Raw genomic sequence first — 25680 nt, 5'->3', positions numbered from 1 at the left:
ATTCCTATTCTAATTATTGTCAGGCTGGGTCATTAAACCCACCGAAGGCACACCTGCACTCTGCAGCAATACCATCAAATTTATAATTTGTTCGTAACGCACGTTTTTGTCACCACGTACTACCACGGGTAAATTAGGGTCTAATTGCAAATGTGCAATTACCAAGGCCTGTAAATCATCCCCAGATAAAGACTCACTGGCTGAATTACTGCTTTCACCTGTGTCTAAATAGTACTGACCACTTTCGGTCACCGTAGCCACTAACGGCGGCTTACTGTCTTCTGGCATTGCTTCAGCACTAGCTTGTGGCAAATCTACCTTAACACCTTGAGTAATCAGCGGCGCAGTAACCATAAAAATGATCAACAATACCAACATTACATCAATATAAGGCACCACGTTAATTTCGGCGACTAAGCGGCGTTTGGGACGTTGATAATAGTTCATACTCGCCCCTTTTTAATTACTGCCAGTATGGGTTTGGCGATGCAAAATGCTGGAAAACTCTTCCATAAAATTCACATAAGCATTTTCTAATTTCGCTACGTTGGTAGAAAATCGGTTAAAAGCAATGACCGCTGGGATCGCCGCGAACAACCCCATAGCGGTTGCAATCAGCGCTTCGGCAATACCCGGTGCAACCATGTTTAAACTAGCTTGTTGAACTTCGCCCAATGCTATAAATGCATTCATGATCCCCCAAACAGTACCAAACAAGCCTATATAGGGGCTAATCGATCCAATAGTGGCAAGTACCGGTAGTTGATTTTCTAAAGACTCCACTTCGCGAGACAAAGAGACCCGCATACTACGGTAGGTCCCATCCATCACAGCATCGGGGCTACGCCCACTGGTTTTGTGCAAGCGAACATATTCTCTAAAACCAGAATGAAAAATTTGTTCCATGCCTTGCAAATGATCAGCACGCGCGTTGCTCTCTTGATAGAGTTTGTTTAGATCTACGCCTGACCAAAATTTTTGCTCAAAGCTATCACTGGCCTGCTTAGCCGATTTGAGTACCTTGTTCCGGTTAATGATCATCGCCCACGAATAGACCGACATACTCAACAACAATAACATTACAAATTTTACGAGTAGGCTAGCCTGCCAAAACAAGCCAATAAATGACATATCAGAGTGCACCGAGTAAATCCTCTTTTAATATTTCAGGAATGGCCGTGGCCTTCATTGATGACAATGTGACACAAGCCACGGTAACCATTCCGTGGGCAATGACTTGTTGTTCAGCATTTGTGATTGTTTGTTCAAAAACCATGCTCGCGCGTTTCATGCTATCAATACGGGTAGTGACAGAGAGCAATTGGTTGAAGCGCGCTGGAAGTTTATAGTCAATATTGAGGGCGCGTACAACAAAAAAAAGGTCTTGTTCCATTAGGCTATCTTGGTCATAACCAAGCTCTCGCAGCCATTCAGTGCGGGCGCGTTCGAAGTACTTTATATGGTTAGCGTGATAAACCACACCACCGGCATCAGTATCTTCATAATAAACCCGTACAGCAAGAATCGACATTAAACCTACCTTAGTTTTACAATTAGAAAATACTATACACAGGCAAGTGCTTAAGGTTAAGACTCAAACCACTTAATTTGAAGATTTGCTGAATAAATTTAGATTAACGGCTTAAAATTAAACACTTTAAGCCGCTTGCTTAGGCGAGCTGTCGTTGATAAACGACAGCTGTTTTAACGTTTGGGTAAATCTAATCCTAGATGCAGATAAGCTTTGTCACTTGCAATACGACCGCGCGGAGTCCTCTGTAAGTAGCCCTGTTGAATTAGAAATGGTTCTAATACATCTTCTATCGTTTCTTTATCTTCACCAATTGCCGCCGCTAAGTTATCTAAACCTACAGGGCCACCACTGAAGGTGTCAGTAATTGCTACTAAGAGTTTGGTATCCATGTAATCAAACCCAGCGCTATCTACGCTCAATAAATCTAGCGCCTTTTCGGCGATGTCTTGAGTAACTTTGCCATCAAATTTCACATCGGCGTAATCACGAACACGACGTAATAAACGGTTGGCTATTCGCGGCGTTCCTCGCGAGCGACGCGCCACTTCCCAGGCACCATCTTCGTCTGACTCTAAGTTTAAGTAGTGAGCACTGCGTTTTACTATTTCGGTTAAATCTTTGGTGTTGTAAAACTCTAAACGTTGCACAATACCAAAGCGGTCTCTTAACGGCGAGGTTAACATCCCTGCTCTAGTTGTCGCGCCAATCAAAGTGAAAGGCGGCAAGTCTAATTTAATAGAACGTGCTGCGGGCCCTTCCCCAATCATAATATCAAGTTGATAATCTTCCATTGCTGGATAAAGCACTTCTTCAACTACTGCGCTTAAACGATGGATTTCGTCGATGAATAACACATCTCCGGGCTCAAGGTTAGTAAGTAAAGCAGCTAGATCACCGGCTTTTTCCAAGACGGGGCCAGAAGTCGTTTTGATATTAACCCCTAACTCGTTGGCAACGATGTTAGCTAGCGTTGTTTTGCCTAAGCCTGGCGGGCCAAATATGAGTAAATGATCTAAAGCATCATCTCGTCGGCGCGCAGCTTCGATAAATATCTCTAACTGCTCCACTACCGCTTGTTGCCCGGTATAATCAGATAGGTGTTTAGGCCTAATGGCCCGGTCTACGGTTTCTTCTTCTGCAACTGGGGTCGCTGCCACTAAACGATCAGCTTCTATCATTACTTTAAACCTTAATTACAGCGCAGCCTTCAAGGCTTCACGTATCAATTGTTCACTTGTCATATTGGCGATCCAAACTTGCTTAACCAGTTTCTCAGCTTGCACGATTTTATACCCAAGAGACTCTAATGCGGCGATAGCTTCTTCTTTAGGGTCAACCGTGGGTCGCAAAGGCAAATCTCCATTTGCATTAATCGTATCACTTATCGGCGTTGCTGGGAGTTCAACGTTCCAATTTTTAAGCCTATCTTTCATTTCTACCAATAGTCTTTCAGCGGTCTTTTTTCCAATTCCGGGGACTTTGACTAAACTGGATAAATCTTCGTGTTTGACTGCAAAAACGAATTGTTCACAACTTAAGCCAGACAAGATAGCTAAGGCAACTTTAGGCCCAATGCCATTAACCTTGATCAACTCTTTGAACAAAGAACGTGATTGATTATCGTGGAAACCATAAAGTAGCTGAGCGTCTTCTCGTACAATAAAGTGAGTCAGTAAGCGCACTGACTCACCTAACTCTGGTAATTGATAAAAACAACTCATCGGAAGTTGTATCTCGTACCCTACTCCAGCTACATCAATCAATACAAAAGGTGGGGCTTTATCTTCTAAGATACCTTTAATCGTGGCTATCACTTCGTGTTCTCCAATCCTGAATTAGCAATAGCTTACCCTAAAGACTGGATATTTATCCAGTCTTTAGCATCAGTAGGTAATATTAATCTAAGCGCTGATGTTTATGTACCAAGTTCCAATCAGCCAAAATCGCGTAAGCCGCCGGAATAATAAATAATACCATCAAGGTTGACGCACAAATGCCGAAAACAATCGAGACGACAATAGGCTGGACAACTTGGGCCTGTAGGCTAGTTTCTAGCAGCAATGGCAGTAAACCTGCAGCGGTAGTTAATGAGGTGAGGAATACAGCTCTAAACCGTTCTTTACTCGCACTAACAACCGCGTCGTAAACATCATCGCCATCATCTAAATGGTGCCGTATATATTGAACCAATAGGATTGAATCGTTGGTAACAATGCCCGCTAATGAAATGAATCCTAATATCGATGGCATACTTAAACTATGACCAAGTAAAAAATGCCCCCACAATACGCCGATCAAAGCCATCGGTATAACGGTAAGCACAATAACGGGCTCTAAGTAACTACGAAACTGGAAACTTAGAATGGCAAAAACACCAAATATACCAATGCCAAAGCTCTTCATTAACGAAGCGCCTACTTTTGCGCTCTCCTTAGCTTCGCCCTCAAAATCAATGCGCAAGCCTGAATATTTTGCAACCAATGTGGGCAAGAATTCGCCTTGTACTAAACTCATTACCTCACTGGTATTGGCTTTTCGGCTGTCTACATCAGCCATTACAGTGACAGTACGTAGGCCGTTGATACGCTGAATACGTACATAAGCACGTTGGTATTCAATATTTGCTACCGCTGATAGCGGTACTTGATTTCCGTCATTGAGAACAATTGGGAAGTTAGCTAATGACTGCAAATTTCCCGCTTGTAGTTTGTTAAGTCTGACATCAATTTGGATATTTTCAGCACCCAGTTGAAACTCGTCTGCGATAGCGCCTTGATAAGCCGCTCGTAATTGTTGAGCCACCAATTGTCCATTAATGTTAAATGACTCTGCCCCATTACGCAGAGACACCACAACCTCTTCTTTACCGGGACGCATATCATCTAAAATGCTATTTACCCCAGAAAACTGACCAAGATAATTTTGCAAATCAACTGACGCGGCTTTTAATGTATCTAGATCAGAATGCTGTAATCGAACTTCAATTGCTCTGCCAGCTGGCCCCATAGTTGGCTGAGTAAACGCCAGAGACACCGGCAATGCCTGCTCTCCTACCTTGTCTCGCCAAGCACTGATAAAGTCTTCAATATAGCTGTTACGGACTTCTGCCGACAGCAAGTCTAGACGCACAGTAGCGACGTGTGGCCCAACTTCGCCGGCATTGGCATTAAAGTTATATTGCGCGGTAATATCGTGAATAAGCGCTTGCGGCTCATTGTTATCTTTAGTGAATTGTTGACCGACAAGCGTGGCTGCATTGACGATTTCTTCTACCATGGCCTCGGTTTGTGACAAGCTGGAACCCGGTGGTAAAATCAGTCTTGCTTCTGCAATATCTCCATCTAGCTCAGGAAATGCGGTAAATTTTAAAGCGCCACTTACTACTAAAGATAACGACATTAAAAACAACGCAAATACAACGCCCAAAGACGCATAGCGCCATTTAACTACCCAAGCTACCGCTGGTACTAATTTATATAATCTGAAATTTTCAAAACTTGCTAAAAATCGTGCTTTCAGACCTGAAACAGGTTTTTCGATGGGTTGATGCTGCAAGGTATGGCGTAAATGGTTAGGCAAAATCAAAAATGCTTCAATAAGACTAATACACAACACCAATAGCAAGGCCATGGGTACGACACTCAGCACTGCTCCCATTTGCCCGTCCAACCACATTAAACTGCCAAGTACAAAGATGGTGGTAAAGAACGACGATATCACACCGGGTGCGGCTTTTTTAACGCCTTCTATTACGGCTTGATCGGCATTCATGCCTCTTTCAAGATGAGAAGCAATCGATTCAGCGATCACAATTGCGTCATCCATCATAATGCCGATAGCCATTAACAGGCCAACCAGTGTCATGACATTGATCGATAAGCCAACCACTGACATCAAAAACAAGCCACCCATAAAAGCAACTGGCAATCCTGCTGCAATCCAAAAAGAATAGCGTAACGAGAAGAACAACCACATGCTTAAGAAAACCAAAATTATTCCTTGCCAGCCATTTTTAAGCATCATGGTTAAGCGGTCGTTGAGCAAGGAGGACATGTCATTGGTTAAGGTAAGCTGGACCCCTGTTGGCGCTATCAAACGCTGATCATCGACAAATTGTTGCACAGAAGCTTTAATACGCAGTGCATCATCGGCTTTGTTTTTACTAATTTTAAGCACCGCTGACGGCAGATTGTTAAACAGTATTTTCTCTTCGTCTAACTCAAAACGATCAGTGATGGTTGCGATGTCACCAAGATACACCACGCTACCTTTAGGGTCGGCGGCTATCACGGTTTTGGCTAACGCCACCGGATCACGTTTTCGTTGGTCAAAACGTATAAGTAAGTTCTTTTCGAATAGTTCAATGGTACCGGCTGGCAAATTGATATTTTGATTGCTGATAGCATCGGCAACATCCGTGACGCTTAAGTTAAGCCTGCGTAACGCGGTGTGGTCGAGTTCAACACGAAGTTGGTGGTCGGAAAAACCACTGACCGTCACAATCGCCACTCCGTAATCTACTTTCAAAGTATGTTTAAGTTGTTCAGCGTAGGCTTTCAGATCTGGCCAAGAAGCCGGAGCGCTAATGGCAATATCAACAACCGGTTCAGCCCAATCCATTTCTTTAACCACGGGCGGTTCGATTTCTAAGGGAAAATCTTTAATCGCATTAATTTCAGTTTGAATGTCGACTAACATACGGCCTACATCAGCTTTACCATCAAGTTTTACGATTAACGAACCTAGCCCTTCAACCGCTTCACAGCGTGTTTCTTCTATATTCGATAAGCCGTCAACAGCATCTTCCATACGCATACAGAGACTTTCTTCAACTTCACTAGGAGACGCGCCAGGATAAACGACAGTAGCGATAACAAAAGGGTTGGTAAATTCTGGAAAGGTTTCGCGTTTTAGCGTTCCTAAACTGCTTAAACCCAATAGCAGAAAACTCACCATACATAAGTTGGCTAGAGTTGGATGACGAATGAAAAAGTTAAGCATTGCTTTCACCCTCTACCCGTAAATCCATGCCGTTCACCGCTGGGATAAGGTCATTCAGTATTAAGCGCAGGCCAGGTTGCAGATCACCACTAATCGCTACCCCATTTTTGCTTCTAAATAAGATGTTAACCGGTTGAATTCTTAATTGGTTGTTTTCGTCAATTAAATGGATACTGTCACCGTGTAAGGCTTTTTCTGGTACAACAAACTGACTTTGCGGGTAGCCTGTAATCTCAGCCTCAACAAACATCCCTTTGGTAAGCGGGATTTGATTGGCAAAATCCATGTTAGCTAGGTTTTGTTCGACTTCTAAAAACATGCCTACAGTCGCCTGCTCTACATCGACAGATTCAGCAACTCGCGCCACTTTAGCTGGCCAACGATACTCGATACCAGACGCCACTAAGCTGATGCTCGCAGTAAATTCTAAATCGTCGATAGAGGGCAAACCTGCTTGACTACGATAGTGCTGGACACTCTCCATTAGCTTTCTAATATCAGTCAATGACAATTGTACGTGAGCCACCATGGTATCTAACTTCTGAGCAACCACCATCACTGATTGCAGGTTCACGACCTGATTAGTTTCAATATTTACTTCGGCTATTTTTGCGTCATAAGGCAACACAATCTCGGTTTTACTTAATTGGCGTTGAGCGTCTTGGTATTTAGCCTGCTCTACTGCATATTGCGCTTCTAGTACCCGTCTATCATCTGGCACCAATTGCAAGGCGTTTTCTAAATCTTGTATGACTTTGTTTTGAGTAAGTACATTTTGTTTTTCGGTTTCTAATTCTGAACTAGAGATCAAGTTCTGGTCTTTTAGTTTTTGCTTGCGTGAAAACTCTTCTTCAATCAACACTGCTCGTTGTTGTTCGATGTCTAAGCTGGTTTGATAGTTAGCCAATTCTTGTTCTAACCTTGCCAGTTGAGTTTTGCTAGCGTTTAAGTTTGCTTCTGCTTGAGTCATTTGAAGATGGTATTCAAGTGGGTCAATTTTTAACAACAAACTGCCCTTTTCTAGAAACCGGCCCTCTTCGAGTTGCGGATGACGATAAACTAGACTGCCTGAGACTTCAGCCACAGCCTCCCAAGTATTTTTTGGCTCAACTTTCCCATAGCCCAGTGCAACAGGCGCACTCTCCATCTTTTCTAATATGCGGACCTCCACTAAACGAGAGTTTTGGTGTTCACTATTAAGTGGAACCACTTCTTTAGTCATTATCGCTACAGCAAGCAATAGTATCCCCACTGCGACACCGGGCAGTATTAACCATGGCTTAGCTACTCTCATTGTTATCATCCTTTTGTTTAAATAGTCCGCGCTCTAACAACTGAATATTGTGTTCGGCAAGTTTTATAAATTTGTCTTTTGAAAGTTGTATTCCATTTTTTTCTAATAAACGTTGAGGCATCAAAAATGGAAAGACCATTAGGCTCATAAAGCTGAGTTGCGCAAGCTCGGCATCCACGCCATCGATAAAAGAATTATCCTTACACAAATGTTCAAAAAGCCGCTTACTTTTAAATTTACCCATATTATTGATCACGTGCTCAAATTGCTGGGTACTTTCATGTCCATTTGGCATTGATCCCAGTTTAAAAATTAGCTTGGGGAAATTAGGGTTATCGACCATCGTTTTATAGTAATTACGCATTAGGTTTGTCAGGTTGCTGGTATTTAGATGGTTAACAGGTCCATCTAATGATGCAAATACCGGTTTGGCTACGCTGTTTAACATTTCCCCAAATAAATTGGCTTTGTTGCCAAAGTAGTAGCGGATGAGTGCTGGATCAACGGCAGCTTCAGCAGCAATCATTCGTATAGATACTTTGTCGTAATCGTGCAACACAAACAGAATGGTGGCAGCGTTTATCAACTCTTGCCTTGCCTGACTGTCCCCTTTGGGGCGACCGACTTTTTTTTTATGTATCATTTATTAGCCAATATTCCTCACTTGAAGAATATTTTAGACAATAACCGTCTAAGATGCGTTAAGTTAAATTCTTTATTGTTGCCAGTTCCATGAATTTAGGCCAATTTGTTAGGCGTTATTAATTGTTTAACGGCAACAACATGTAGATTGATTGTCTTCTACAGGGGGAATGTAGTGGCGAATAAGAATATTGTAGTAGGCCTAGCACTAGGTAGCGGCGCGGCAAGAGGCTGGGCTCATTTGGGAGTCATTATGGCCTTGCGAGAAATGGGCGTGCAGCCACAGGTGATTGGCGGTTGTTCTATTGGTTCTTTGGTTGGGGCCGCTTACGCATGTCAAAGAGTTGATGAGTTAACTGAATGGGCCTTAAGTTTATCAAGTTGGCAGGTTTTTAATTTACTTGATATTTCCCTTAATCGAGGAGGCTTATTAACCGGTGAAAAAGTGTTTAATGCCGCAGAGAAGTACATTGGCGCGAGTAATATAGAACAACTCAAGATTCCATTTGGCTGTGTTGCAACGGGCTTGGAATCGGGCAAAGAGATTTGGCTACAAAGCGGCAAGGTACGCGATGCAGTGCGCGCCTCTTGTGCTATGCCGGGTTTAATGGCGCCCTATCAGTTAAACGGACAATGGCTTGTGGATGGTGCCGTGGTTAATCCTGTGCCGGTATCATTGGTTAGAGCTATGGGAGCGGATGTGGTAATCGCGGTAAACCTTAATAGTGATAAATCACGGCTAAATTTGCTTGATGGCGATATAGACGATTCGAAACATAACGATGGTAACAATCAAGCATTTTGGCGATTGCTAGGCGGCGGTAAAGATTTCTTAAACTCAATGCTGGCAAACCTTAAACAACAAAGTCACCGCTCTCCAGGAATGATTGGCGTGATGTCTACATCGATTAATATTATGCAAGAGCGCCTAACCCGCACTCGCATGGCAGGTGATCCTCCTGATATTTTGCTATCGCCTAAACTAGGTAACATTAGCACTATGGATTTTCACCGTGCAGAAGAAGCGATTGCCGAAGGAAAACGCGTCACAGAATTGATGCGCCCACAAATCGAAGAAGAACTATTTTTGTCAAAAACTGCCCAAAAGCGGCAATAATAATATCGATAATTTTAATCAATATTATTGATAATAAATTATTTTTTTATTTAATATCAATAACTAACGATGCTTCATGCCGTTTAGGTCGGCTTTTTATATTGATATCCCCACAAAGCCAAAGACTTTATAATACTGTTAGTTATTTAGGGGGAATCATGCTGAAAAAGTTACAAGCATATAGCAAGGCTGATGTTGTCTGCGTCTTAGTCGCTTTACTGGTGTTAAGCCCCTGGGTCAATGGACCCGCAGCATTAGTTTTCGGCGCATGCCTAGCCAGTATAGGCTTAAGCCCAAAGGCAATAAATGTTAGCAACCTCACTAAGCGTTTACTGGCTATTTCTGTAGTTGGTTTGGGATTTGGTATATCCATCGATCAAGCCATTGAATATACACAACACGGCTTTGGACTAATCGTGGGTTCTATCTTATTTACCTTAATATTAGGGGGCTTAGCCACAAAAGCTTTAGCTATAGATAAAAAAACCGGCTACCTTATTTCTACTGGTACAGCTATTTGCGGAGGAAGTGCGATTGCAGCGGTATCGCCTGCAATTAATGCCAGCAGCAAACAAATGTCTTTGGCTTTAGCGACAGTGTTTATCCTTAACGCATGTGGCCTTTTCATTTTTCCATTATTAGGCCATCTACTCGAGCTAAATCAAATTCAATTTGGTTACTGGGCAGCCATCGCCATACATGACACTTCTTCTGTTGTTGGCGCCGCTGCTGCCTATGGAGACGAGGCCTTAACCGTAGCCACCACCGTTAAATTAGCCCGCGCCTTATGGATAATACCTGTGGCTTTATTAAGTGCGGTAATTTTTAAAGAAAAAGACAGTAAATTCTCTGTTCCCTACTTCATCTTTTTCTATATTTTAGCGATGCTTATCAGTAACTATGTACCGCAATTTAGTCGCGTGTATGAGGGATTGTTTACTCTTTCGAAAGAGCTACTGGGTGTTTGCCTGTTTTTTATTGGTTATGGACTTACTGCAAAAAACTTGCAAATGGCAGGGCTAAAACCCTTGCTATTAGGAATTGGGCTTTGGGTATCTATAGCTTGTTCATCGCTATGGGTAATCGTAAATTTTTATTAGCTAATTGTTGTACTCTCAACGACTCTTTGCCTTAGATGAGAGTAGTCAATAACACTAAACAGTTTAGTTAGTTCGTTTGTTTAGTCTTCTTGCTCGTGAAGGAGAATGCCAACATAATTAGAATGGCGAAAAATGCCAATGCTTCGAATATCGCTCTCGTCAAGTCACTACTAAACCAAGCGATGATTAAACATAGCAACACAAAGATAAGTACAAGATTTCGAAACATAAGCCCTCCTCGGTGAGGTAACATACTACCCAAGCAGGTCTGCTATACAAATTCGCTTTGACTATAAGCTAGTCCACTAACTTATAAGCTATTAGGCTGATCATTAAGGACTCCTAGAGCCAGTTAACACAAAAATACCGGGTAGGTTTAGCAGGTTTTATTAGAGTTCCCCAACAGTCATAAGTGATCATCTAATGGAATATTAATTAGACATATGTCACATTTTTGTTAGAATCAACGCCCATTGTTCACTCTATTGCAGAAAATATGCTAGCGACTTTCCTTTATAGAATTTTGTTCCCTTTCATCATCGTGTTACTCGTGATGGTTTTACTCATCTTACAGATGCAAAAAGTCACCTTAGCTAAATTCTATGAGAAGCAACTAAGTTTCACTGACTACCTAAATTGGTTCTCAACACATCCTGCCAATACATTGGATGTAGAAACTGTACTGTTAGCACAACAACCAAATCACCATGGCGGAACGACTAAAGATTGGTGCCCTAGTGTTCGCTCTGAAGAGGGGTTTGTAAGCATTAGTTATTTAGATAATAAACCCGTTTGTTGCGCCTTAGGCAAAGGCCAAAGATATGTTTACTACAAAGAAAGCGAGCAAGATATCACCCTACTTTGCGGAAGATGGCCAAGAACCGAAGTGGTTAGTGTGAGTAAGAAAGGTATTAGAGCTGCGCAGTCTTTTGGTTCAACTAACCCGTATTAGATCTCATCAAAGTAATCTTTATTACGAATATACTTGCGCATATAGTGGTAGGTAAATGGACGTAATAACCAACTGATAATTGATTTGTATAAACGATAGCCACTGGGTGTGTTTTCGTAGATAGTTTCGTCGTGCAGCCATAACATTCGCCCTACGTGCCAATACACTAAAGGCAACGGAGGTAAGAAAGTCACAATATCCAAATCGCAACATATTCGGTAGGTCTTACGGTGCAATAGATAATGGCGTTTGAAGCTCGACAAGCCGATAGCGGGTTGGCCAAAAGTAACCACTCTTTTTACCTTGTTTGGACATTTACGTTCAAACCTATCTGCCATTAGAACCGCCATCGCTCCGCCCGACGAATGCCCTGTAAAGGTAACGCGTTTACCGCTATTAATAAGAGGGAGTAAAATATCTTCTATTTTTTGATAAACACTAAGCGTTTGTTGCTCTCTACTTGGGTCACAGTTTGGCTGCTCCAATAACTGTAAATAGCCCCAATGTACGAAATAAGACAAGCCCGGTTGAACCGTATATTTGGTCGGGAAAAGAGCCAAATTAACCAGCCAATCAGTAAAATTTGTCGAACCACGAGACACCACGATGACTTCATTTTTGCTGGCTTTCCATAACACTCTACTCGTCGGTCGCCCCCATTGGTCAAAGACATCAACTGAAACGTAATTTTTTAATTTAGATGGTGTTGAATCTATCGCTGAAGGATAAGCAAGCCGACATAACAGCGCATACCGTTCATACTGGTAGCGTTTCAATGGCTTAAACTTTTGACTCGTTTGGTTGCTCTTGGTTTGTGGCAAGTGTAGGTTCAACAGCAAATAAGGGTAGTTTATTGAACCACATAGATTGCAATCAATTATGACAATTTAATTAATATGCTAGGGTCATTGTTCAGCGTAATAGTTAAGCCAGTAACTCTGGGCCCGTTGCGGTTCGGGGGGCGCTAATTGAAACCTGTAAACCGCGCCTACTTTGTGGATAACAAAAAAATTGCTGGCGTGGCTAGAAGAATCCTCATAATTTTCTACTCGCCCCCAAGCGCTGGAAAATTGAAACAAGCTAGGGAAATGTAATAGTACTATTGGGTGTAGGCAGTCAGTCACACCATTAGGGAAACTGACCAAATACTCTAGATCGGAACGGTTAGCATTTTGACTTATTACATTTAGCTGTTTATTCACAGTGTTACTAAGTTGAAAATCCAAAATAATCATACGACCATTCAATTTATCTAAAGAGTCCGAAAGACAATGAGTCGTCGAAGCAGTTTCAAGCGCGAGAACATGTTGCTGTTGGGTGTAACTACTCTCATTGTTTTGAGCAACGAACTCGCGTAATACGGTTTGTTTGGTATTTTCTATCAATACACTGAGTTTCGGGTAAGCCTCTGTAATGACCTCAATAGATACTTGATTTGCCCAAATTAACGGGCAATAAAACAACAGTAACAATGTCCATTTTTTCATCACTATGCCTACCTTCCTATTTATTCATGTGCTTACAACTTAGTGTAGAGGGGTATCAGGGTCAACAAGCCTAAACCAATTGCTTAATTGTTTAATTAACCAATCTGGCGCATCTAGAGGTAAATCATGACCAGCCGTAGAATGTTGTTTGTGATTGACTTTCCAATGGCAAGCTAAGGCCTCACTACACGCTGAGTTTACTAGGCGGTCCTGCTTACTACTGACAATAAGAGTCGGTACCTTGGGCTGATGTGGAAAGTTAAATGTAGCCGCAGCTTTTAATTGGTAACAGGCGTTGCTTAGAGAGGTTGGACTTTGCCTTGCCCATTCCACCCATTGATTTAAGGTATCTTGATGGCGGTAGGCAGCGTTGCTGGTTAAACAAAGTATGCGCTGTTGCCGTTGCCGTATGGTGCGTGACGCCAAAGCTAAAATTATGCGATGGTAGCTGCGCCAGCTTAACCTATGAAAAAAAGGCGAAAATCGCGCGTTGCTAGAATTGATCAACACTATAGAGTTTATTTCATTTGGGTAATTATGTTGCCAATCAAGTGCTAACATCCCACCTAAAGATATAGCGACTATATCAATACTACTTATGCTCATGGCCTGTAAGCGTAGCTGAATACGCAAACTTTGCCTTAATTCGGCTATCGTTGAGGCGCTTTTCAAATGTGCCATAGAACCGTTGCCAGGGATATCAAAACTTAATATCGGCCGTGATGGAAATAGACGACTTAATACTGAGTAGATCGCCCCCCAGTGACGACGTTCCCTTATCAATCCTCTCACTAACAGTATTGGCCGTGCATACGGGCTTATTGGTCCGCTTTGATAGCTGACTGTAGATTCTAATACCAAAATTGCTTAGCCTGTTGCTGTGCTGCTAGCAAACGGTTTGCTTGGTTTACGTGACGCCATGAGTAACAGCTATTCATTAGAAACTCCATTAAAACTAGGTGCTGTCGCAATACCCTTTGTACGCGATGTTTTTTCATTGGGTGAAATAACCCTACACCACTAAAAAGCTGCAGTGGGTTTTTCTTTAGCCATCGCCAAGAGCCCATTTCTAAGGTTAAGGGGATAAATATTCCGGGCTGTTGTAAGGATTGATCGTAGCAATAGTCCCAGAGGTCTCCGTGACAAGTATAGTGTTTAGTTTGCGGTTCAAATAAATAGTTTTGATGGGGAAAGCTTTCAAAAAACACTTCTCTTAAACGGTAGACCGAAGCAATGTCGTCAATTGGCGCTTTAGCAGATTTCGCGTAAGGGAACCAGATTCGGTCATGTTGACCAAAACCGCTATGGCAATCAAGTACCAGACTATACGGACTTCCCAACAAGCTACGTTTAACAAACTCACATAATGCTTGGGATTCAAGTTCCATTGGTTGATTCTTGTCACCTTGATACCAAGGGAAATGCTTTGAAAAACGTTGCCCACCGACTAACAAGCTCGCTCCAAAAGGCGCTATTGTCGGAGAGTTTCTCATTAAATCAACACCATTACCGTTTGACCGACGTTGTAACGCCATACCTATCGGGTTAACTATCGGGATAAAATAAACGCAAATCTTAGTAAGTAATTGATTGAGTTGCTGGTCCCAACTTAAGCGCGACAGTAAGTTGCTCATGAATGACAACACCACTTGGCTACCAATCCGTTCTACGCCATGCACGCCACCTATAAAACAAATACAGGGCTTAGATTTATCCTTTATTCCCAAAGATATTGCCTCAACAGGAAAGCGCATATTCAGATGAGATACCTCACAGAGCCGCTCTACACTTAGGTAGTTTGCGTACTGATTTGTTAGTGCAGCTAATTGTTCTAGCTCGGGCAAATAATGTTGGGTTGGCATTTTTCGTCTAGTTTAAAATTTACTACACTAACAATCCCGAATGACAAATTTGTGAACGGTCTTTTTTCCCTAACTAACATTCTGAAATTGTTGATTTTGCGAGGAAGCTGCGCATCAGTTACACTGAGTTTAAGTCGTCGAAAGGAGCTAAAATGCTATCAAATGACAGTTTAGATTTTTCATCGGTACTGGCTACAGCAGTACACGATATGAAAAATTCACTATGTATGTTGACCCAATCAACAGAAACGATAGCCCTTCGCTCTAAGCAATTAGGTCGAGAAGATAGCGAAGAGTTATCCCGGCTACATTATGAAGTATCGCGTTTAAATGGGAGCTTAATGCAACTTTTGGCACTGTATCGTTTCGAAAAAGAACAAATGCCAATGACCATTGAAGAAAACTATATCGGAGATTTACTCAATGATATTTACTTCAAAAACCAAACCTTTATAGAACAAGCAGACATGAAAGTGCTCATTGAGGTTGATGACTCGTTAAGTTGGTACTTTGATGGGGTGTTAGTTGATTACATGCTTAACGACATTGTCATGAATGCGTTACGTTATTCGAAAAAACAAATTAAAATTTCTGCCACTCAGGCCGATAACTGTCTTTGTATACAAGTCGAAGACGACGGTGATGGTTTTCCATCGGAAATTATTGAATTAGCCAATAGTGAAAATGCATCACATTTGAATTTTGTTAAGAATCGCAGTGGTTTAGGTCTATTTTTCGCGAAATTGATCGCTAAAGCACACATCAATAATGGTAAAGAAGGTAGAATACAACTTGAAAATGATAGTGCGCTAGGTGGCAGTCGTTTCAGTTTATTTCTTCCTTAAAAAGAACAATTAGGAATTATTCGGTCCAATTATGGTATTTACCTTAGTCTTGCTCGGTGTTGGTGCCCTGTTATTTTTGATCATTGGCTATAACATGGTGCAGCAATTCAAACAAAAACAAGAAGCTGAGCGCCGTTTGGCTATCGCTAAACATAAAGCGATCATTAACGAAACCGAAGAATTGTTGCTGCACTCTTCGATTTTGCCGTACAGTAAAGAATTGGTAGAACTGCTACACAAACGAATGTTGGACGCTTTGAATCAAATTCGAGCCATCGACCCTACGGTGAAAGGCTTAAACAATCGAATTCGAGCGACTCAAGGGCAATTAAACCAAATGAGCAATGCTAGCGAAATTAGCGACAGCGCTTTTAGAGCCCCCGATACCGACAAAGACGCACTACAAATGTTGCAAATAGTTAAAAAAATTCGCGCGGTAGTCCGTTCAGAGCACGCTAAAGGTCGGTTAAATACCCAAGTATTTGTATTAGAAGATCGGCGTCTAGAGTTGATGCAATTAAAAATCAATATCGAAAATGCTCTTAAACGTGCGATCGAAGCTCAAGCCCTACGCCAATGGGGTACTGCTCGACAGCTTCTTAATAAAGGTATTTCTGCACTTAGCAACATTTCAGATCGAGATGCTTATTTAGAAAAGAAACTGGAAAACATGAAGCAAATGAATCAAGAGATGAGCGATAAGTTAAAATCGGCCAGTAAGCAAGAAGCGCAAGACAAAGCCGATAAAGAAACCGATGAATTAGACGTGCTTTTTCAACCCAAGAAAAAGTGGTAATTCGCAACGGGTCTACTTATTCATGTTGTTTCGCCTAAAGATTTTTGATTGAAGCTATGCGAGAATAGCCTCAATCAAAATACAAATTTAAAAAATGATGCGCAAAACACTTCAACAAATTTCAAGTGACCCTTACCACGGGGTTTATTTTATCGGTACGACCCCGCCTAAAAGTAATACTGATATTGCTAAAGTTAGCGATATAGCAGACAAATTGCTATCACGATTAGATGAAATAGAATACGACGGTTTGATTGTTTATGACATTCAAGACGAAAGCAGTCGCATTGATAAACCTCGTCCTTTCCCCTACATGCAAACCCATGATCCTCGCTTGTATGCGCAATTGCTGATGCAAAAGAGCCAGCGTGCGGTAATCACCTACAAAAGTGTATCGCAACGCAATCAAGCTGACTTTGTCGCATGGCTAAAGGAAGCTTGGCACCAATACGGTATTAGAGACTTGGTGTTAGTGGGTAGCCCAGCAGCCAGCAATGATATTCAATTAAGTTTGGCTGATGCTTACGCTGCCATCGGCCAACATGCCTCAGAATTTTATCTAGGTGGCGTTACTATTGCAGAGCGGCATGCTAAAAAAGGGGATGAACATACTAGGTTGGTGAATAAAACACACCAAGGTTGCCAGTATTTTGTGTCTCAAGCGGTATATAACGCTCAAGCCACCATCGATATGTTAACTCGTTACGCTCATCAGTGCCGAGAACATCAGCAACAGCCTCAGCGGATTATTCTTACTTTCTCTCCCTGTGGTAGCGCTAAAACCTTAGAGTTTATCGAATGGTTAGGTATATCAGTCCCGGAAGCGACAAGTTTACGTATCTTGAACGCAGATAAACCCTTAAAAGAATCCATTCTAATTTGCTATAACAATTTGGTGCAGATTTTAGAAGCCTGTTTACCACTGGGTATACCATTAGGTTTGAACATTGAAAGCCTAACCAATCGTAAGGAAGAAATTGACGCGGCAATCCTTCTTTATAAACTACTAAAAGCCACCATGGACAAAAAGCTCGCCCAATTACAATTAAACGGCTAATTACCCGTATCACAGCATTAAAAAAGGAAGCCTAAGCTTCCTTTTTTATATTTACGCCTTCTCTATTTCTTCGGCTTTTTACGTTTGTCTTCTATCACCCACTTACCATCGGTGTGATAGGCGCGCCAACCGGTTGCTTTGCCTTCAACTTCAGTACTTAAGTACTGCTCTTTGGTTTTACGGCTGTATCGCACTAACGATTTTACCCCATCGGGATCGGCGACTGGCCCATCGGCTAAATAGTAGAATTTCTCAGGTAGGCGATCTCTAAAGCGTTTTAACTCCTCCACTAAAGGAGCACGAGTCTCCCGGGAGCGTGGGAAGTTACTCGCCGCCATAAAGATACCCGAGGCACCGTCCCGTAATACGAAGTAAGCATCGCTATTAACACATTCTAATTCAGGGAGGTGAACAGGATCTTCCCGTGGTGGTGCAACTTCCCCACTCTTAAGAATTTTACGGGTGTTGCTGCAATCTTCACCAGTGCAAGCCATGTATTTACCAAAGCGGCCAGTACGCAATTGCATGTCACTACCGCACTTCTCACACTCGACAATGGGGCCATCGTAGCCTTTTATCTTAAAGCTACCCTGCTCGACAACATAACCTTCACAATCGGGGTTATTACCACAGACGTGCAGTTTACGCGTCTCGTCGATTAAATAGCTATCCATGGCCGTGCCACAGATTGGGCAACGTTCTTTAGCCCTTAACGCTTCGGTTTCTTGTTCTTCTGAGTCGGCGGCCACCGCCTCCTCGCCTGGGATCAAATTGATCGTACACTTACAACGTTCTTTTGGCGGCAGTGCATAACCTGAACAACCCAAGAAAACACCCGTGCTCGCAGTGCGAATGCCCATAGGTCTTTCACAATCTGGACATTTGATATCGGTGATCACCGGGGTATTGCTACGCATTCCATTTTCATCGTCATCAGCTTTACTTAACTGACCTTTGAAATTTTTATAGAATTCATTTAACACTTGTTTCCACTCAAAGCTGCCATCCGCGACTTCGTCAAGACGCTCTTCCATCTCGGCAGTGAAGTCATAGCTCATTAGATCTTGGAAACTTTCGGTTAAGCGTTCAGCGACAATCTCGCCCATTTTTTCGGCATAAAAGCGACGCGCGTCGGTACGTACATAACCACGGTCTTGAATGGTAGAGATGATAGATGCGTAAGTCGATGGTCGCCCTATGCCTCTTTTTTCTAATTCTCGTACTAGCGAAGCTTCGTTAAAACGCGCTGGTGGCTTAGTAAAGTGTTGCTTTGGATCGAGTTCAACAAGCTTGAGCGAATCACCCTTGGTTACCGCGGGTAACACGCCATCTTCTGCTTTGTTAGCTTTGCCAACTGGCTGTACTTTAGTCCAACCTTCGAAGCGCAAAATCTTACCGCGAGCCCGCAGTTCAAATTGTGCGGCAGTGACTGTAATAGTAGTTGCATCGTATTGAGCGTCAGTCATCTGACATGCCACAAATTGGCGCCAGATAAGGTCGTAAAGTCGTTTTGCATCGGCATCTACGCCGTCTAGATGCTCACTCACTACTGTGACGTCTGATGGTCGAATTGCTTCGTGTGCTTCTTGGGCGCCTTCTTTGCTTGAGTAGCGCAAAGGATTTTCTGGAAGATACTTATCGCCAAAATTATCGACAATATAGCCCCTGGCAGCCTCTACAGCATCGTTACTCAAGTTAGTTGAGTCTGTACGCATGTAAGTGATGTAACCTGCCTCATAGAGCCTTTGAGCTAACATCATGGTGCGTTTTACGCCAAAGCTTAAACGGGTGCTTGCAGCTTGTTGCAGTGTAGAGGTGATGTAAGGGGCTTTGGGTTTAGAGCGTGTCGGCTTATCTTCACGCTTGGCCACTTGGTAATCTGCGCCTTTTAAACTATCAATGGCAGCGGTAGCCTGCTGTTGATTAACCGGTTTAAATGCTTGACCATTTTCTTTGGCCACCTCTAGACGGAAGCCTTCACCTAATTGGGTTGCTAAATCAGCATGAATATCCCAGTACTCTTCAGGAACAAATGCTTTAATTTCTCGTTCTTTCTCTACCACTAAACGAACGGCAACGGATTGAACACGGCCAGCAGATAAGCCGCGCGCTATTTTTTTCCAAAGCAGCGGTGAAACCATGTAACCCACTACGCGATCTAGAAAGCGACGAGCTTGTTGGGCATTAACTCGGTCCATGTTCAATTCGCTAGGCTGAGAAAATGCATCTTTAATCGCAGACTTGGTGATTTCGTTAAATACCACGCGCTTAAAGCGACTATCGTCCCCACCAATGATTTCTTTCAAGTGCCACGCTATTGCCTCTCCTTCGCGGTCTAAATCGGTTGCGAGATAGATGGTGTCAGCATTTTCGGCGAGAGTTTTGAGCTCATTAACGACTTTTTCTTTACCGGGAAGAATTTGATAATTAGCCTTCCAATCTTTCTCAGGGTCTACCCCCATACGAGCCACTAAGGCTTTTTTATCTTTAGCAGCTTTGAGTTTGGCTTTTTCTTCTGCGCTCATTCCTTTGGTTGAAACAGGTGCGGCTTTCTTTTTATTTGTCGCGCTACCACTACTAGGCAAATCACGAATATGACCAACACTCGACTTCACCACATATTGGCGACCCAAGTATTTGTTAATCGTTTTTGCTTTAGCTGGTGATTCTACTATTACCAGAGATTTACTCATATTATTCTTTTTACCATTATGTCCGTCATAAGTGGCCCACTGACGGAAAGCAGTAGTTATTGGTTCTTTTTTATATAACGCTTGAGAGTTAGCATAGGTCAATAACTTTTTTAATTCTTTGGTTTATTGGGCGAATAATTAAGCACTCGACCACAAAGATACAAACTGATAACATCGGCAACTCTCAAATTTGGCTAGAGTTATACGCTTGATTTTGTCTATATGCCAATATAAATAACCATTGTTTGAAACTTTTGCAATAAAAGGCAACTCATTTTTGCGATAAGTGTAGTAAAAGGAATTATATGAAACATTTTGAAGTCAATTTCGACGGTCTAGTGGGGCCTACCCATAACTACGCTGGTCTTTCATTCGGCAATGTCGCTTCATTGTCTAACGCCCAAAATGCCTCGAACCCAAGAGAAGCCGCAAAGCAAGGCTTGTTAAAAATGAAAGCCTTGAATGATTTAGGCCTTACTCAAGGGGTACTCGCGCCTCAACAGCGACCTGACCTTAACCTACTAAGACGCATTGGCTTTTCTGGGAATGATGCCCATGTACTAGAACAAGCCGCGAAAAGAGCGCCAGACGCCCTACTCGCCAGTTATTCTGCTTCTAGCATGTGGACAGCAAATGCTGCCACTGTGTCACCTAGCGCTGATACTGAAAACGGTAAAGTACATTTTACTCCGGCAAATTTAACCAACAAACTGCATCGCTCTATCGAGCCACAAGTTACCGGTAATATTTTACAAGCGGTTTTTGCCGACAGTAAGCATTTTGAACATCACCAGCATCTTCCAGAAAATGACTATTACGGAGATGAAGGCGCCGCGAATCATACTCGCTTGTGTAATAACTATGGCGAAGCCGGCTTAGAACTTTTCGTGTACGGACGAAAAGCTGCTGATAGCAATGCTCCCGCTCCGCGCAAGTTCCCTGCCAGACAAACTCTTGAAGCCAGTCAAGCAGTGGCACGTTTGCATGGCTTAGATAATGAAACAGCATTGTTTATCCAACAAAATCCAGAGGTGATAGACCAAGGGGTTTTCCATAACGACGTTATTGCCGTTGGTAATCAAAATGTGCTGTTCTATCATCAGCAAGCATTTTTGAATACGCAGCAGCAACTCCAGCGTATTCAGCAGCGTTTCGGCGAAAATAAGCTATATTTTATAGAAGTTAGCGACAAAGAAGTGGCTTTAAGTGAAGCAGTGAAAAGCTACTTATTTAATACCCAAATTATTACCATTGCACCAGGTGAAATGGCCATAATCGCGCCAACAAACTGTCAAGAATCAGAACCAGTACGCCGCTACTTAGAACAATTAGTGACACGTAATACACCAATAAAACAAGTGCTTTACTTCGATGTAAAACAAAGCATGAGTAACGGTGGAGGACCAGCTTGCCTGCGCCTGAGAGTAGCTTTAAACGATATGGAGCTAGCTGCCGTAAATCAACATACCTTGATGAACCAGCAGCTGTTTAACACGCTAAATCAGTGGGTAGATAAACATTACCGAGATAGCCTAGTGTTTGATGATTTGCGAGACCCACAGCTAATCACCGAGGTTAATACCGCTTTAGACCAACTCACGCAGATTTTGCATTTAGGTTCGGTGTATCCTTTTCAGCAAGCCTAAAGATTATAGATATAAAAAAAGCCTGATAATTATCAGGCTTTTACTTTCATCTTTGGCAGCTTATTTCGTCCAATCCCAAGATTGAGATTGCACTAATTTCATTACTCCGCGCTCTACCCCGACACTCGCAGCTTGGCTTAGTTTTTCTGCAAACTTTTTCTTAGCATGATATTTAAATTGGATGACTTGCTTGTCAGCAAATTGGCTCATTAAGTAATCATCACTGGTACTTACTTCGTCTACAAGTTTAAGACCAAAGGCCTGGGTGCCATACCAATGTTCCCCTGTCGCTACTTTAGCGATATCTAACTGAGGACGAAACTCTTGCACAAACTCTTTAAACAATACGTGGGTTTCTTCTAATTCAGTTTTAAACTTAGCGCGAGCTTCGTCAGTATTTTCCCCAAACATTGTCAAGGTGCGCTTAAATTCACCAGCCGTCACCTGCTCAAACTCAATATCATGATTTTTTAATACTTTATTAAAATTAGGGATCTGAGCGATCACGCCAATAGAACCAACAATAGAAAATGGTGCGGCGATAATCTTGTCTGCAATGCAGGCCATCATGTAGCCGCCGCTCGCTGCAACTTTGTCTACAGAGATGGTTAGCTTAATACCTTTAGCTTTTATGCGTTTCAGCTGGGAAGCCGCTAAGCCATAACCATGAACCATACCGCCACCACTCTCTAAACGAACCAGAACTTCGTCTTGCGGACCAGCGGCAATTAATACTGCGGTCACTTCTTCACGCAGGCTAGTCACTTCTTTAGCGTCAATGCTACCCTTGAAATCAATAACAAATACACGAGGCTTAGCTTGAGCATCGGCATTTTTCTTATCTTGTTTATGTTGCTGCTTTAATTGTTTTTTATGTTGCTTGAGCTGATCTTTACTCATTAAGTTATTGTTCAGCTTATCTTCTAAATCATCTTGTCGCTCACTAAGGTCGGTAACCTCTAACTCACCACTTTTATGTTTAGTTTTAGACGATGCTGCAATAACGACAACAACCACGGCAATAATGGCGATAACAATGGTTAAAGCCTTCGCAAAAAACAATCCAAACTCAATCAAAAAATCCAAACTTATGCCCTCTTATTTTCAAGCAGCTATTAGTACCATAGCTTTAATCACTAACCAAGCAACAAAAAAGGCCTGCGCGATGCAGGCCTTAGATTGAGAAGCATTAAGCTTATGGTGCAGCAATCACCGAATTATCATTAACCACCACAGTGGCGTTTCCAGCATCGGCGCTTACAGCGTAAGAAACAAACTGAGTTTGCATTTCAACCGTCGTTGCTAAGCTCGCTGTAGGTGCAAGTAGTGAGCTATGCGCGCCTGCGTTAAACCGAATAGCATAACTGCCGGCAGAGGTGACTTCTGTTGCATCTAGGCCCATTGTTTCAATTAGAGGGTTGGTGCCAACTAATGGCAGTGTCGCTAAACTGTTTGGAATAACTTGGTCGCCAATCACTTCGTGCACCAATACCGGCATTGTTAAGTTAGATTGTGCGTAGTTTAGTGGGTCAGCTCCGTCGACAACCGTTTGAGCGAGTGAACCAAATACACTGGCAAAAGCTGAATAGTTTGAATCAATGACTAATTGTGCAGCTTCTGGGTAGGTAGCTTGATAAGCAGCAAATTGCTCAAGCGCGGTAGCGGTTTCGTTATCAACAAAACCTAAGCCTGCAGCGACTAGCCCTAAATACCCAGGGTTTGCCTTAAGTCCTGCTTCAACCGCAGGGCCAAACGAAGGTGAATACTGGAACACTCCAGCTAAGCCACCACCGGGCACGCTAAGAGAGACACTTTGTAAGTTGTAATCAACTTCCATACCGCTCACCGTCACGGTTTTAGCCATGGACGCTGCACCTACTCCCACAATTGAACCCAACGATAGTCCGACAAAGTGTACTTTGCTTCCGTCCAACTCAGCAGGAGCCGTGCCAGCTTGCAGGGCCGCACGTAAGGCCAGTATATCGGCACTAGATTGGCGAAGATTTTCGCGAATACTTAAAAAACTGCCTAAGTTTGCAAACACTTGAGCGTCAGCATTAGCGCTAATGTCGGCATTTCCGTCTCCGTTTAAGTCGATACCGCGAGTCCCGTGATACGGTAAATCCATTGCTAACACTGCGTAACCTTGTGCAGCATAGCTTGCCGCTAATCCAGCGGCTGTTTCTTTAACCGAAGAGATACCATGTTGGAACACCACGACTGGCCAGCCGTTTGCGGGCATAGTTTGACCGGTTAAGGTTTCATCAGGCAAATAGATATCTACCTGCAAATTAGCCATACTTCTAGTTTCAGGGATCGGGTTGAATGCCGTTAAATGACGGTGAGAATCAACAGGTTTAGCTTCACCTTCTTCCATGTAGGTCAAACCAACTAAATCAGCTTGAGCTAGCATTTGTGCAGCAGTGCTAGTATCACCGCCTGCCACTAAGGCGCCAAAACTAGCCACATCAAAACCTTTTGCTCCGGCTTGCGCCCAAAAGCTGCTTGCACTCGCTTGGTCGGCAAAATCAGCGTTATTTTGTAACAACTGTAAAATTGCAATTGGACTATCTGTTCTCGCTTGTGCCCATCTGTTTACGTCACCGCCGGTTAGGTCAGGGCTATCTAGATCAGAAAGATAATAAGGAACTGACAAGCTTGACTTAAAATACTTAGCTGCGGCAAAGGCCGGTTGACTGCCACCTAGTGCCACATTCGCTACATCTTCAGCTGTAGTGCCGGTATCTACTAATGCAGACATTGGCAACAAACCTTGTAACGCCATACCACCATATATTTGTTGTAAGCTGCTCAACACAGAGCCCACTGATTGAGTGGTAAACACTGCAGCATAACTCACCGATCCGTTTACGCCTTCAGCAGCTAGCAAACCGTTATTCCAGTTTGTTAAACCTTTGAGCTGTTGCACTGTCGCGTTATCTTCGGCCGATGGTGCGGTACTCAACAACTGATAACCCGAACCTGCTTCAACACTTCGTCCGTTTTCATCTAATAGTGAATCTGTAATCGCCACCATAAATGACGTAGCTGGGCTCAATGGTTTAAGTGGCGTGACGATAATGCTGCCATCACTAAAGGTGGCGATGTAGTCATCCCCGTATACTAATTGTTCATCAATGCGACAAGTTTGACCAGCAGAAAAACTACCACCATTTTCGGTCACATCTGCACAAGTATCAGCAAAACCAGACGCTCTTACTTTGTACAATAAAATTCCATCGGGGAAGGTAGCGCTATCCAGTTTGGTATCAATCTCAGCATTGTATTCTGCTTCGTCATCACCGTAACCAAGGGGGATACTAAAAGGCACGCTGGTTTGCCAACCATCTAACGCACCCAATACATTGGTAATCGCTTGGTATTCTTGGGTCACCAGTATCGCGGATTCTGCAGGTAAGTTAATCGTCCCGTCTAAGCTACCGTTAAACAGCAAATTATTTGGTGTTGATACATCACCGGTTAGCGGATTGAATCGAATTTTTACTGAGTTAGGCTCATTTGGCGTGATATCATTAGTGAAATCGAAGGGCGAGTTGCTACCGCAACCCGTTAGAGTAACAGAAGCAAATAGAGTGACAGCTGTAGCTATTCGGGACAAACGCATATTAGCAAATTCCTTTTTATAGTATGTTT

General features: G+C 42.8%; 22 protein-coding genes. 7 read left to right on the top strand and 15 right to left on the bottom strand.

What is annotated here, in order from left to right; translation table 11 throughout:
- Positions 1 to 9 precede the first annotated feature (9 nt).
- The 8 genes from tolR to ACVFI8_RS21215 form a co-directional block, all read right to left on the bottom strand.
- Positions 10 to 447, bottom strand: coding sequence for a protein TolR (gene tolR / locus ACVFI8_RS21250; RefSeq protein WP_248715521.1), 438 nt, complete (start codon positions 445 to 447; stop codon positions 10 to 12).
- Positions 448 to 459: 12 nt separating this feature from the next.
- Positions 460 to 1143 carry a protein TolQ gene (gene tolQ, locus ACVFI8_RS21245; RefSeq protein WP_248715522.1) on the bottom strand — a complete coding sequence of 228 codons (684 nt, stop codon included), beginning with the start codon at positions 1141 to 1143 and terminating at the stop codon, positions 460 to 462.
- A complete protein-coding gene (gene ybgC, locus ACVFI8_RS21240) occupies positions 1133 to 1531 on the bottom strand; it encodes a tol-pal system-associated acyl-CoA thioesterase (RefSeq protein ID WP_457872618.1) in 399 nt (132 codons plus the stop codon). Before ybgC ends, tolQ begins: the two co-directional genes overlap by 11 nt.
- 173 nt (positions 1532 to 1704) lie before the next feature.
- Positions 1705 to 2712 carry a Holliday junction branch migration DNA helicase RuvB gene (gene ruvB, locus ACVFI8_RS21235; RefSeq protein WP_248715524.1) on the bottom strand — a complete coding sequence of 336 codons (1008 nt, stop codon included), beginning with the start codon at positions 2710 to 2712 and terminating at the stop codon, positions 1705 to 1707.
- 15 nt (positions 2713 to 2727) lie between these two features.
- Positions 2728 to 3348 (bottom strand): Holliday junction branch migration protein RuvA, encoded by a 621-nt coding sequence (gene ruvA / locus ACVFI8_RS21230; protein WP_248715525.1) that lies wholly within the window; start codon positions 3346 to 3348, stop codon positions 2728 to 2730.
- Positions 3349 to 3430: 82 nt separating this feature from the next.
- Complete coding sequence (locus ACVFI8_RS21225; protein WP_457872617.1) at positions 3431 to 6535, bottom strand: efflux RND transporter permease subunit; 3105 nt, start codon at positions 6533 to 6535, stop codon at positions 3431 to 3433.
- Positions 6528 to 7829, bottom strand: coding sequence for an efflux RND transporter periplasmic adaptor subunit (locus ACVFI8_RS21220; RefSeq protein WP_457872615.1), 1302 nt, complete (start codon positions 7827 to 7829; stop codon positions 6528 to 6530). Before ACVFI8_RS21220 ends, ACVFI8_RS21225 begins: the two co-directional genes overlap by 8 nt.
- The gene (locus ACVFI8_RS21215; protein WP_457872613.1) at positions 7816 to 8472 is read right to left on the bottom strand and encodes a TetR/AcrR family transcriptional regulator; all 657 of its coding nucleotides are present in this window, start codon (positions 8470 to 8472) and stop codon (positions 7816 to 7818) included. Before ACVFI8_RS21215 ends, ACVFI8_RS21220 begins: the two co-directional genes overlap by 14 nt.
- Positions 8473 to 8646: 174 nt before the next feature.
- Between ACVFI8_RS21215 and rssA the strand changes: the two genes are divergently transcribed.
- The 3 genes from rssA to ACVFI8_RS21200 all read left to right on the top strand — a co-directional run bounded on the left by rssA (position 8647) and on the right by ACVFI8_RS21200 (position 11640).
- The gene (gene rssA / locus ACVFI8_RS21210) at positions 8647 to 9588 is read left to right on the top strand and encodes a patatin-like phospholipase RssA (RefSeq protein WP_248715529.1); all 942 of its coding nucleotides are present in this window, start codon (positions 8647 to 8649) and stop codon (positions 9586 to 9588) included.
- Between the two features lie 158 nt (positions 9589 to 9746).
- Positions 9747 to 10688, top strand: coding sequence for a YeiH family protein (locus ACVFI8_RS21205; RefSeq protein WP_457872611.1), 942 nt, complete (start codon positions 9747 to 9749; stop codon positions 10686 to 10688).
- A gap of 496 nt (positions 10689 to 11184) precedes the next feature.
- Positions 11185 to 11640, top strand: coding sequence for a hypothetical protein (locus ACVFI8_RS21200; protein WP_457872609.1), 456 nt, complete (start codon positions 11185 to 11187; stop codon positions 11638 to 11640).
- Here the strand turns inward: ACVFI8_RS21200 and ACVFI8_RS21195 are convergent.
- The 4 genes from ACVFI8_RS21195 to ACVFI8_RS21180 all read right to left on the bottom strand — a co-directional run bounded on the left by ACVFI8_RS21195 (position 11637) and on the right by ACVFI8_RS21180 (position 14989).
- The gene (locus tag ACVFI8_RS21195) at positions 11637 to 12416 is read right to left on the bottom strand and encodes a lipase family protein (RefSeq protein ID WP_248715532.1); all 780 of its coding nucleotides are present in this window, start codon (positions 12414 to 12416) and stop codon (positions 11637 to 11639) included. The genes ACVFI8_RS21200 and ACVFI8_RS21195 overlap by 4 nt on opposite strands.
- Before the next feature lie 129 nt (positions 12417 to 12545).
- Complete coding sequence (locus tag ACVFI8_RS21190) at positions 12546 to 13127, bottom strand: hypothetical protein (protein WP_457872607.1); 582 nt, start codon at positions 13125 to 13127, stop codon at positions 12546 to 12548.
- 39 nt (positions 13128 to 13166) lie between these two features.
- A complete protein-coding gene (locus ACVFI8_RS21185) occupies positions 13167 to 13919 on the bottom strand; it encodes an alpha/beta fold hydrolase (protein WP_457872605.1) in 753 nt (250 codons plus the stop codon).
- A 59-nt stretch (positions 13920 to 13978) separates the two neighbouring features.
- The gene (locus tag ACVFI8_RS21180; RefSeq protein WP_248715535.1) at positions 13979 to 14989 is read right to left on the bottom strand and encodes a DUF2817 domain-containing protein; all 1011 of its coding nucleotides are present in this window, start codon (positions 14987 to 14989) and stop codon (positions 13979 to 13981) included.
- A gap of 152 nt (positions 14990 to 15141) precedes the next feature.
- Between ACVFI8_RS21180 and ACVFI8_RS21175 the strand changes: the two genes are divergently transcribed.
- From ACVFI8_RS21175 to ACVFI8_RS21165, 3 genes are all read left to right on the top strand, one after another.
- Positions 15142 to 15834 carry a sensor histidine kinase gene (locus ACVFI8_RS21175; protein WP_248715536.1) on the top strand — a complete coding sequence of 231 codons (693 nt, stop codon included), beginning with the start codon at positions 15142 to 15144 and terminating at the stop codon, positions 15832 to 15834.
- Between the two features lie 31 nt (positions 15835 to 15865).
- Positions 15866 to 16630, top strand: coding sequence for a DNA repair protein (locus tag ACVFI8_RS21170; RefSeq protein WP_248715537.1), 765 nt, complete (start codon positions 15866 to 15868; stop codon positions 16628 to 16630).
- A gap of 97 nt (positions 16631 to 16727) precedes the next feature.
- On the top strand, positions 16728 to 17687 hold the full coding sequence (locus ACVFI8_RS21165; protein WP_248715628.1) for a methylenetetrahydrofolate reductase: 960 nt from the start codon (positions 16728 to 16730) through the stop codon (positions 17685 to 17687).
- Between the two features lie 62 nt (positions 17688 to 17749).
- Here ACVFI8_RS21165 and topA read toward each other — a convergent pair whose 3' ends face one another.
- The gene (gene topA / locus ACVFI8_RS21160; protein WP_248715538.1) at positions 17750 to 20380 is read right to left on the bottom strand and encodes a type I DNA topoisomerase; all 2631 of its coding nucleotides are present in this window, start codon (positions 20378 to 20380) and stop codon (positions 17750 to 17752) included.
- A 305-nt stretch (positions 20381 to 20685) separates the two neighbouring features.
- On the opposite strand from topA, the gene astB reads away from it, so the two are divergent.
- Positions 20686 to 22026, top strand: coding sequence for an N-succinylarginine dihydrolase (astB, locus tag ACVFI8_RS21155; RefSeq protein ID WP_457872602.1), 1341 nt, complete (start codon positions 20686 to 20688; stop codon positions 22024 to 22026).
- 60 nt (positions 22027 to 22086) lie between these two features.
- Here astB and sohB read toward each other — a convergent pair whose 3' ends face one another.
- Together sohB and ACVFI8_RS21145 are read right to left on the bottom strand one after the other, a co-directional pair.
- Positions 22087 to 23112, bottom strand: a complete 1026-nt coding sequence (gene sohB, locus ACVFI8_RS21150; protein ID WP_248715540.1) for a protease SohB — start codon at positions 23110 to 23112, stop codon at positions 22087 to 22089.
- A gap of 109 nt (positions 23113 to 23221) precedes the next feature.
- The gene (locus tag ACVFI8_RS21145; RefSeq protein ID WP_457872600.1) at positions 23222 to 25651 is read right to left on the bottom strand and encodes a VolA/Pla-1 family phospholipase; all 2430 of its coding nucleotides are present in this window, start codon (positions 25649 to 25651) and stop codon (positions 23222 to 23224) included.
- Between the last annotated feature and the right edge of the window lie 29 nt (positions 25652 to 25680).

This window comes from Agarivorans sp. MS3-6, assembly GCF_054112545.1.
Note: the sequence above shows the minus strand (reverse complement) of the source record. Positions and strands in the feature narration are given on the sequence as shown.

Coding starts and splice junctions, on each gene's coding strand:
- tolR (WP_248715521.1), bottom strand. CDS start 447: ATGAACTATTATCAACGTCCCAAACGCCGCTTAGTCGCCGAAATTAAC.
- ybgC (WP_457872618.1), bottom strand. CDS start 1,531: ATGTCGATTCTTGCTGTACGGGTTTATTATGAAGATACTGATGCCGGT.
- ruvB (WP_248715524.1), bottom strand. CDS start 2,712: ATGATAGAAGCTGATCGTTTAGTGGCAGCGACCCCAGTTGCAGAAGAA.
- ACVFI8_RS21225 (WP_457872617.1), bottom strand. CDS start 6,535: ATGCTTAACTTTTTCATTCGTCATCCAACTCTAGCCAACTTATGTATG.
- ACVFI8_RS21220 (WP_457872615.1), bottom strand. CDS start 7,829: ATGAGAGTAGCTAAGCCATGGTTAATACTGCCCGGTGTCGCAGTGGGG.
- ACVFI8_RS21215 (WP_457872613.1), bottom strand. CDS start 8,472: ATGATACATAAAAAAAAAGTCGGTCGCCCCAAAGGGGACAGTCAGGCA.
- ACVFI8_RS21205 (WP_457872611.1), top strand. CDS start 9,747: ATGCTGAAAAAGTTACAAGCATATAGCAAGGCTGATGTTGTCTGCGTC.
- ACVFI8_RS21200 (WP_457872609.1), top strand. CDS start 11,185: ATGCTAGCGACTTTCCTTTATAGAATTTTGTTCCCTTTCATCATCGTG.
- ACVFI8_RS21190 (WP_457872607.1), bottom strand. CDS start 13,127: ATGAAAAAATGGACATTGTTACTGTTGTTTTATTGCCCGTTAATTTGG.
- ACVFI8_RS21180 (WP_248715535.1), bottom strand. CDS start 14,989: ATGCCAACCCAACATTATTTGCCCGAGCTAGAACAATTAGCTGCACTA.
- ACVFI8_RS21175 (WP_248715536.1), top strand. CDS start 15,142: ATGCTATCAAATGACAGTTTAGATTTTTCATCGGTACTGGCTACAGCA.
- ACVFI8_RS21170 (WP_248715537.1), top strand. CDS start 15,866: ATGGTATTTACCTTAGTCTTGCTCGGTGTTGGTGCCCTGTTATTTTTG.
- ACVFI8_RS21165 (WP_248715628.1), top strand. CDS start 16,728: ATGCGCAAAACACTTCAACAAATTTCAAGTGACCCTTACCACGGGGTT.
- topA (WP_248715538.1), bottom strand. CDS start 20,380: ATGAGTAAATCTCTGGTAATAGTAGAATCACCAGCTAAAGCAAAAACG.
- astB (WP_457872602.1), top strand. CDS start 20,686: ATGAAACATTTTGAAGTCAATTTCGACGGTCTAGTGGGGCCTACCCAT.
- ACVFI8_RS21145 (WP_457872600.1), bottom strand. CDS start 25,651: ATGCGTTTGTCCCGAATAGCTACAGCTGTCACTCTATTTGCTTCTGTT.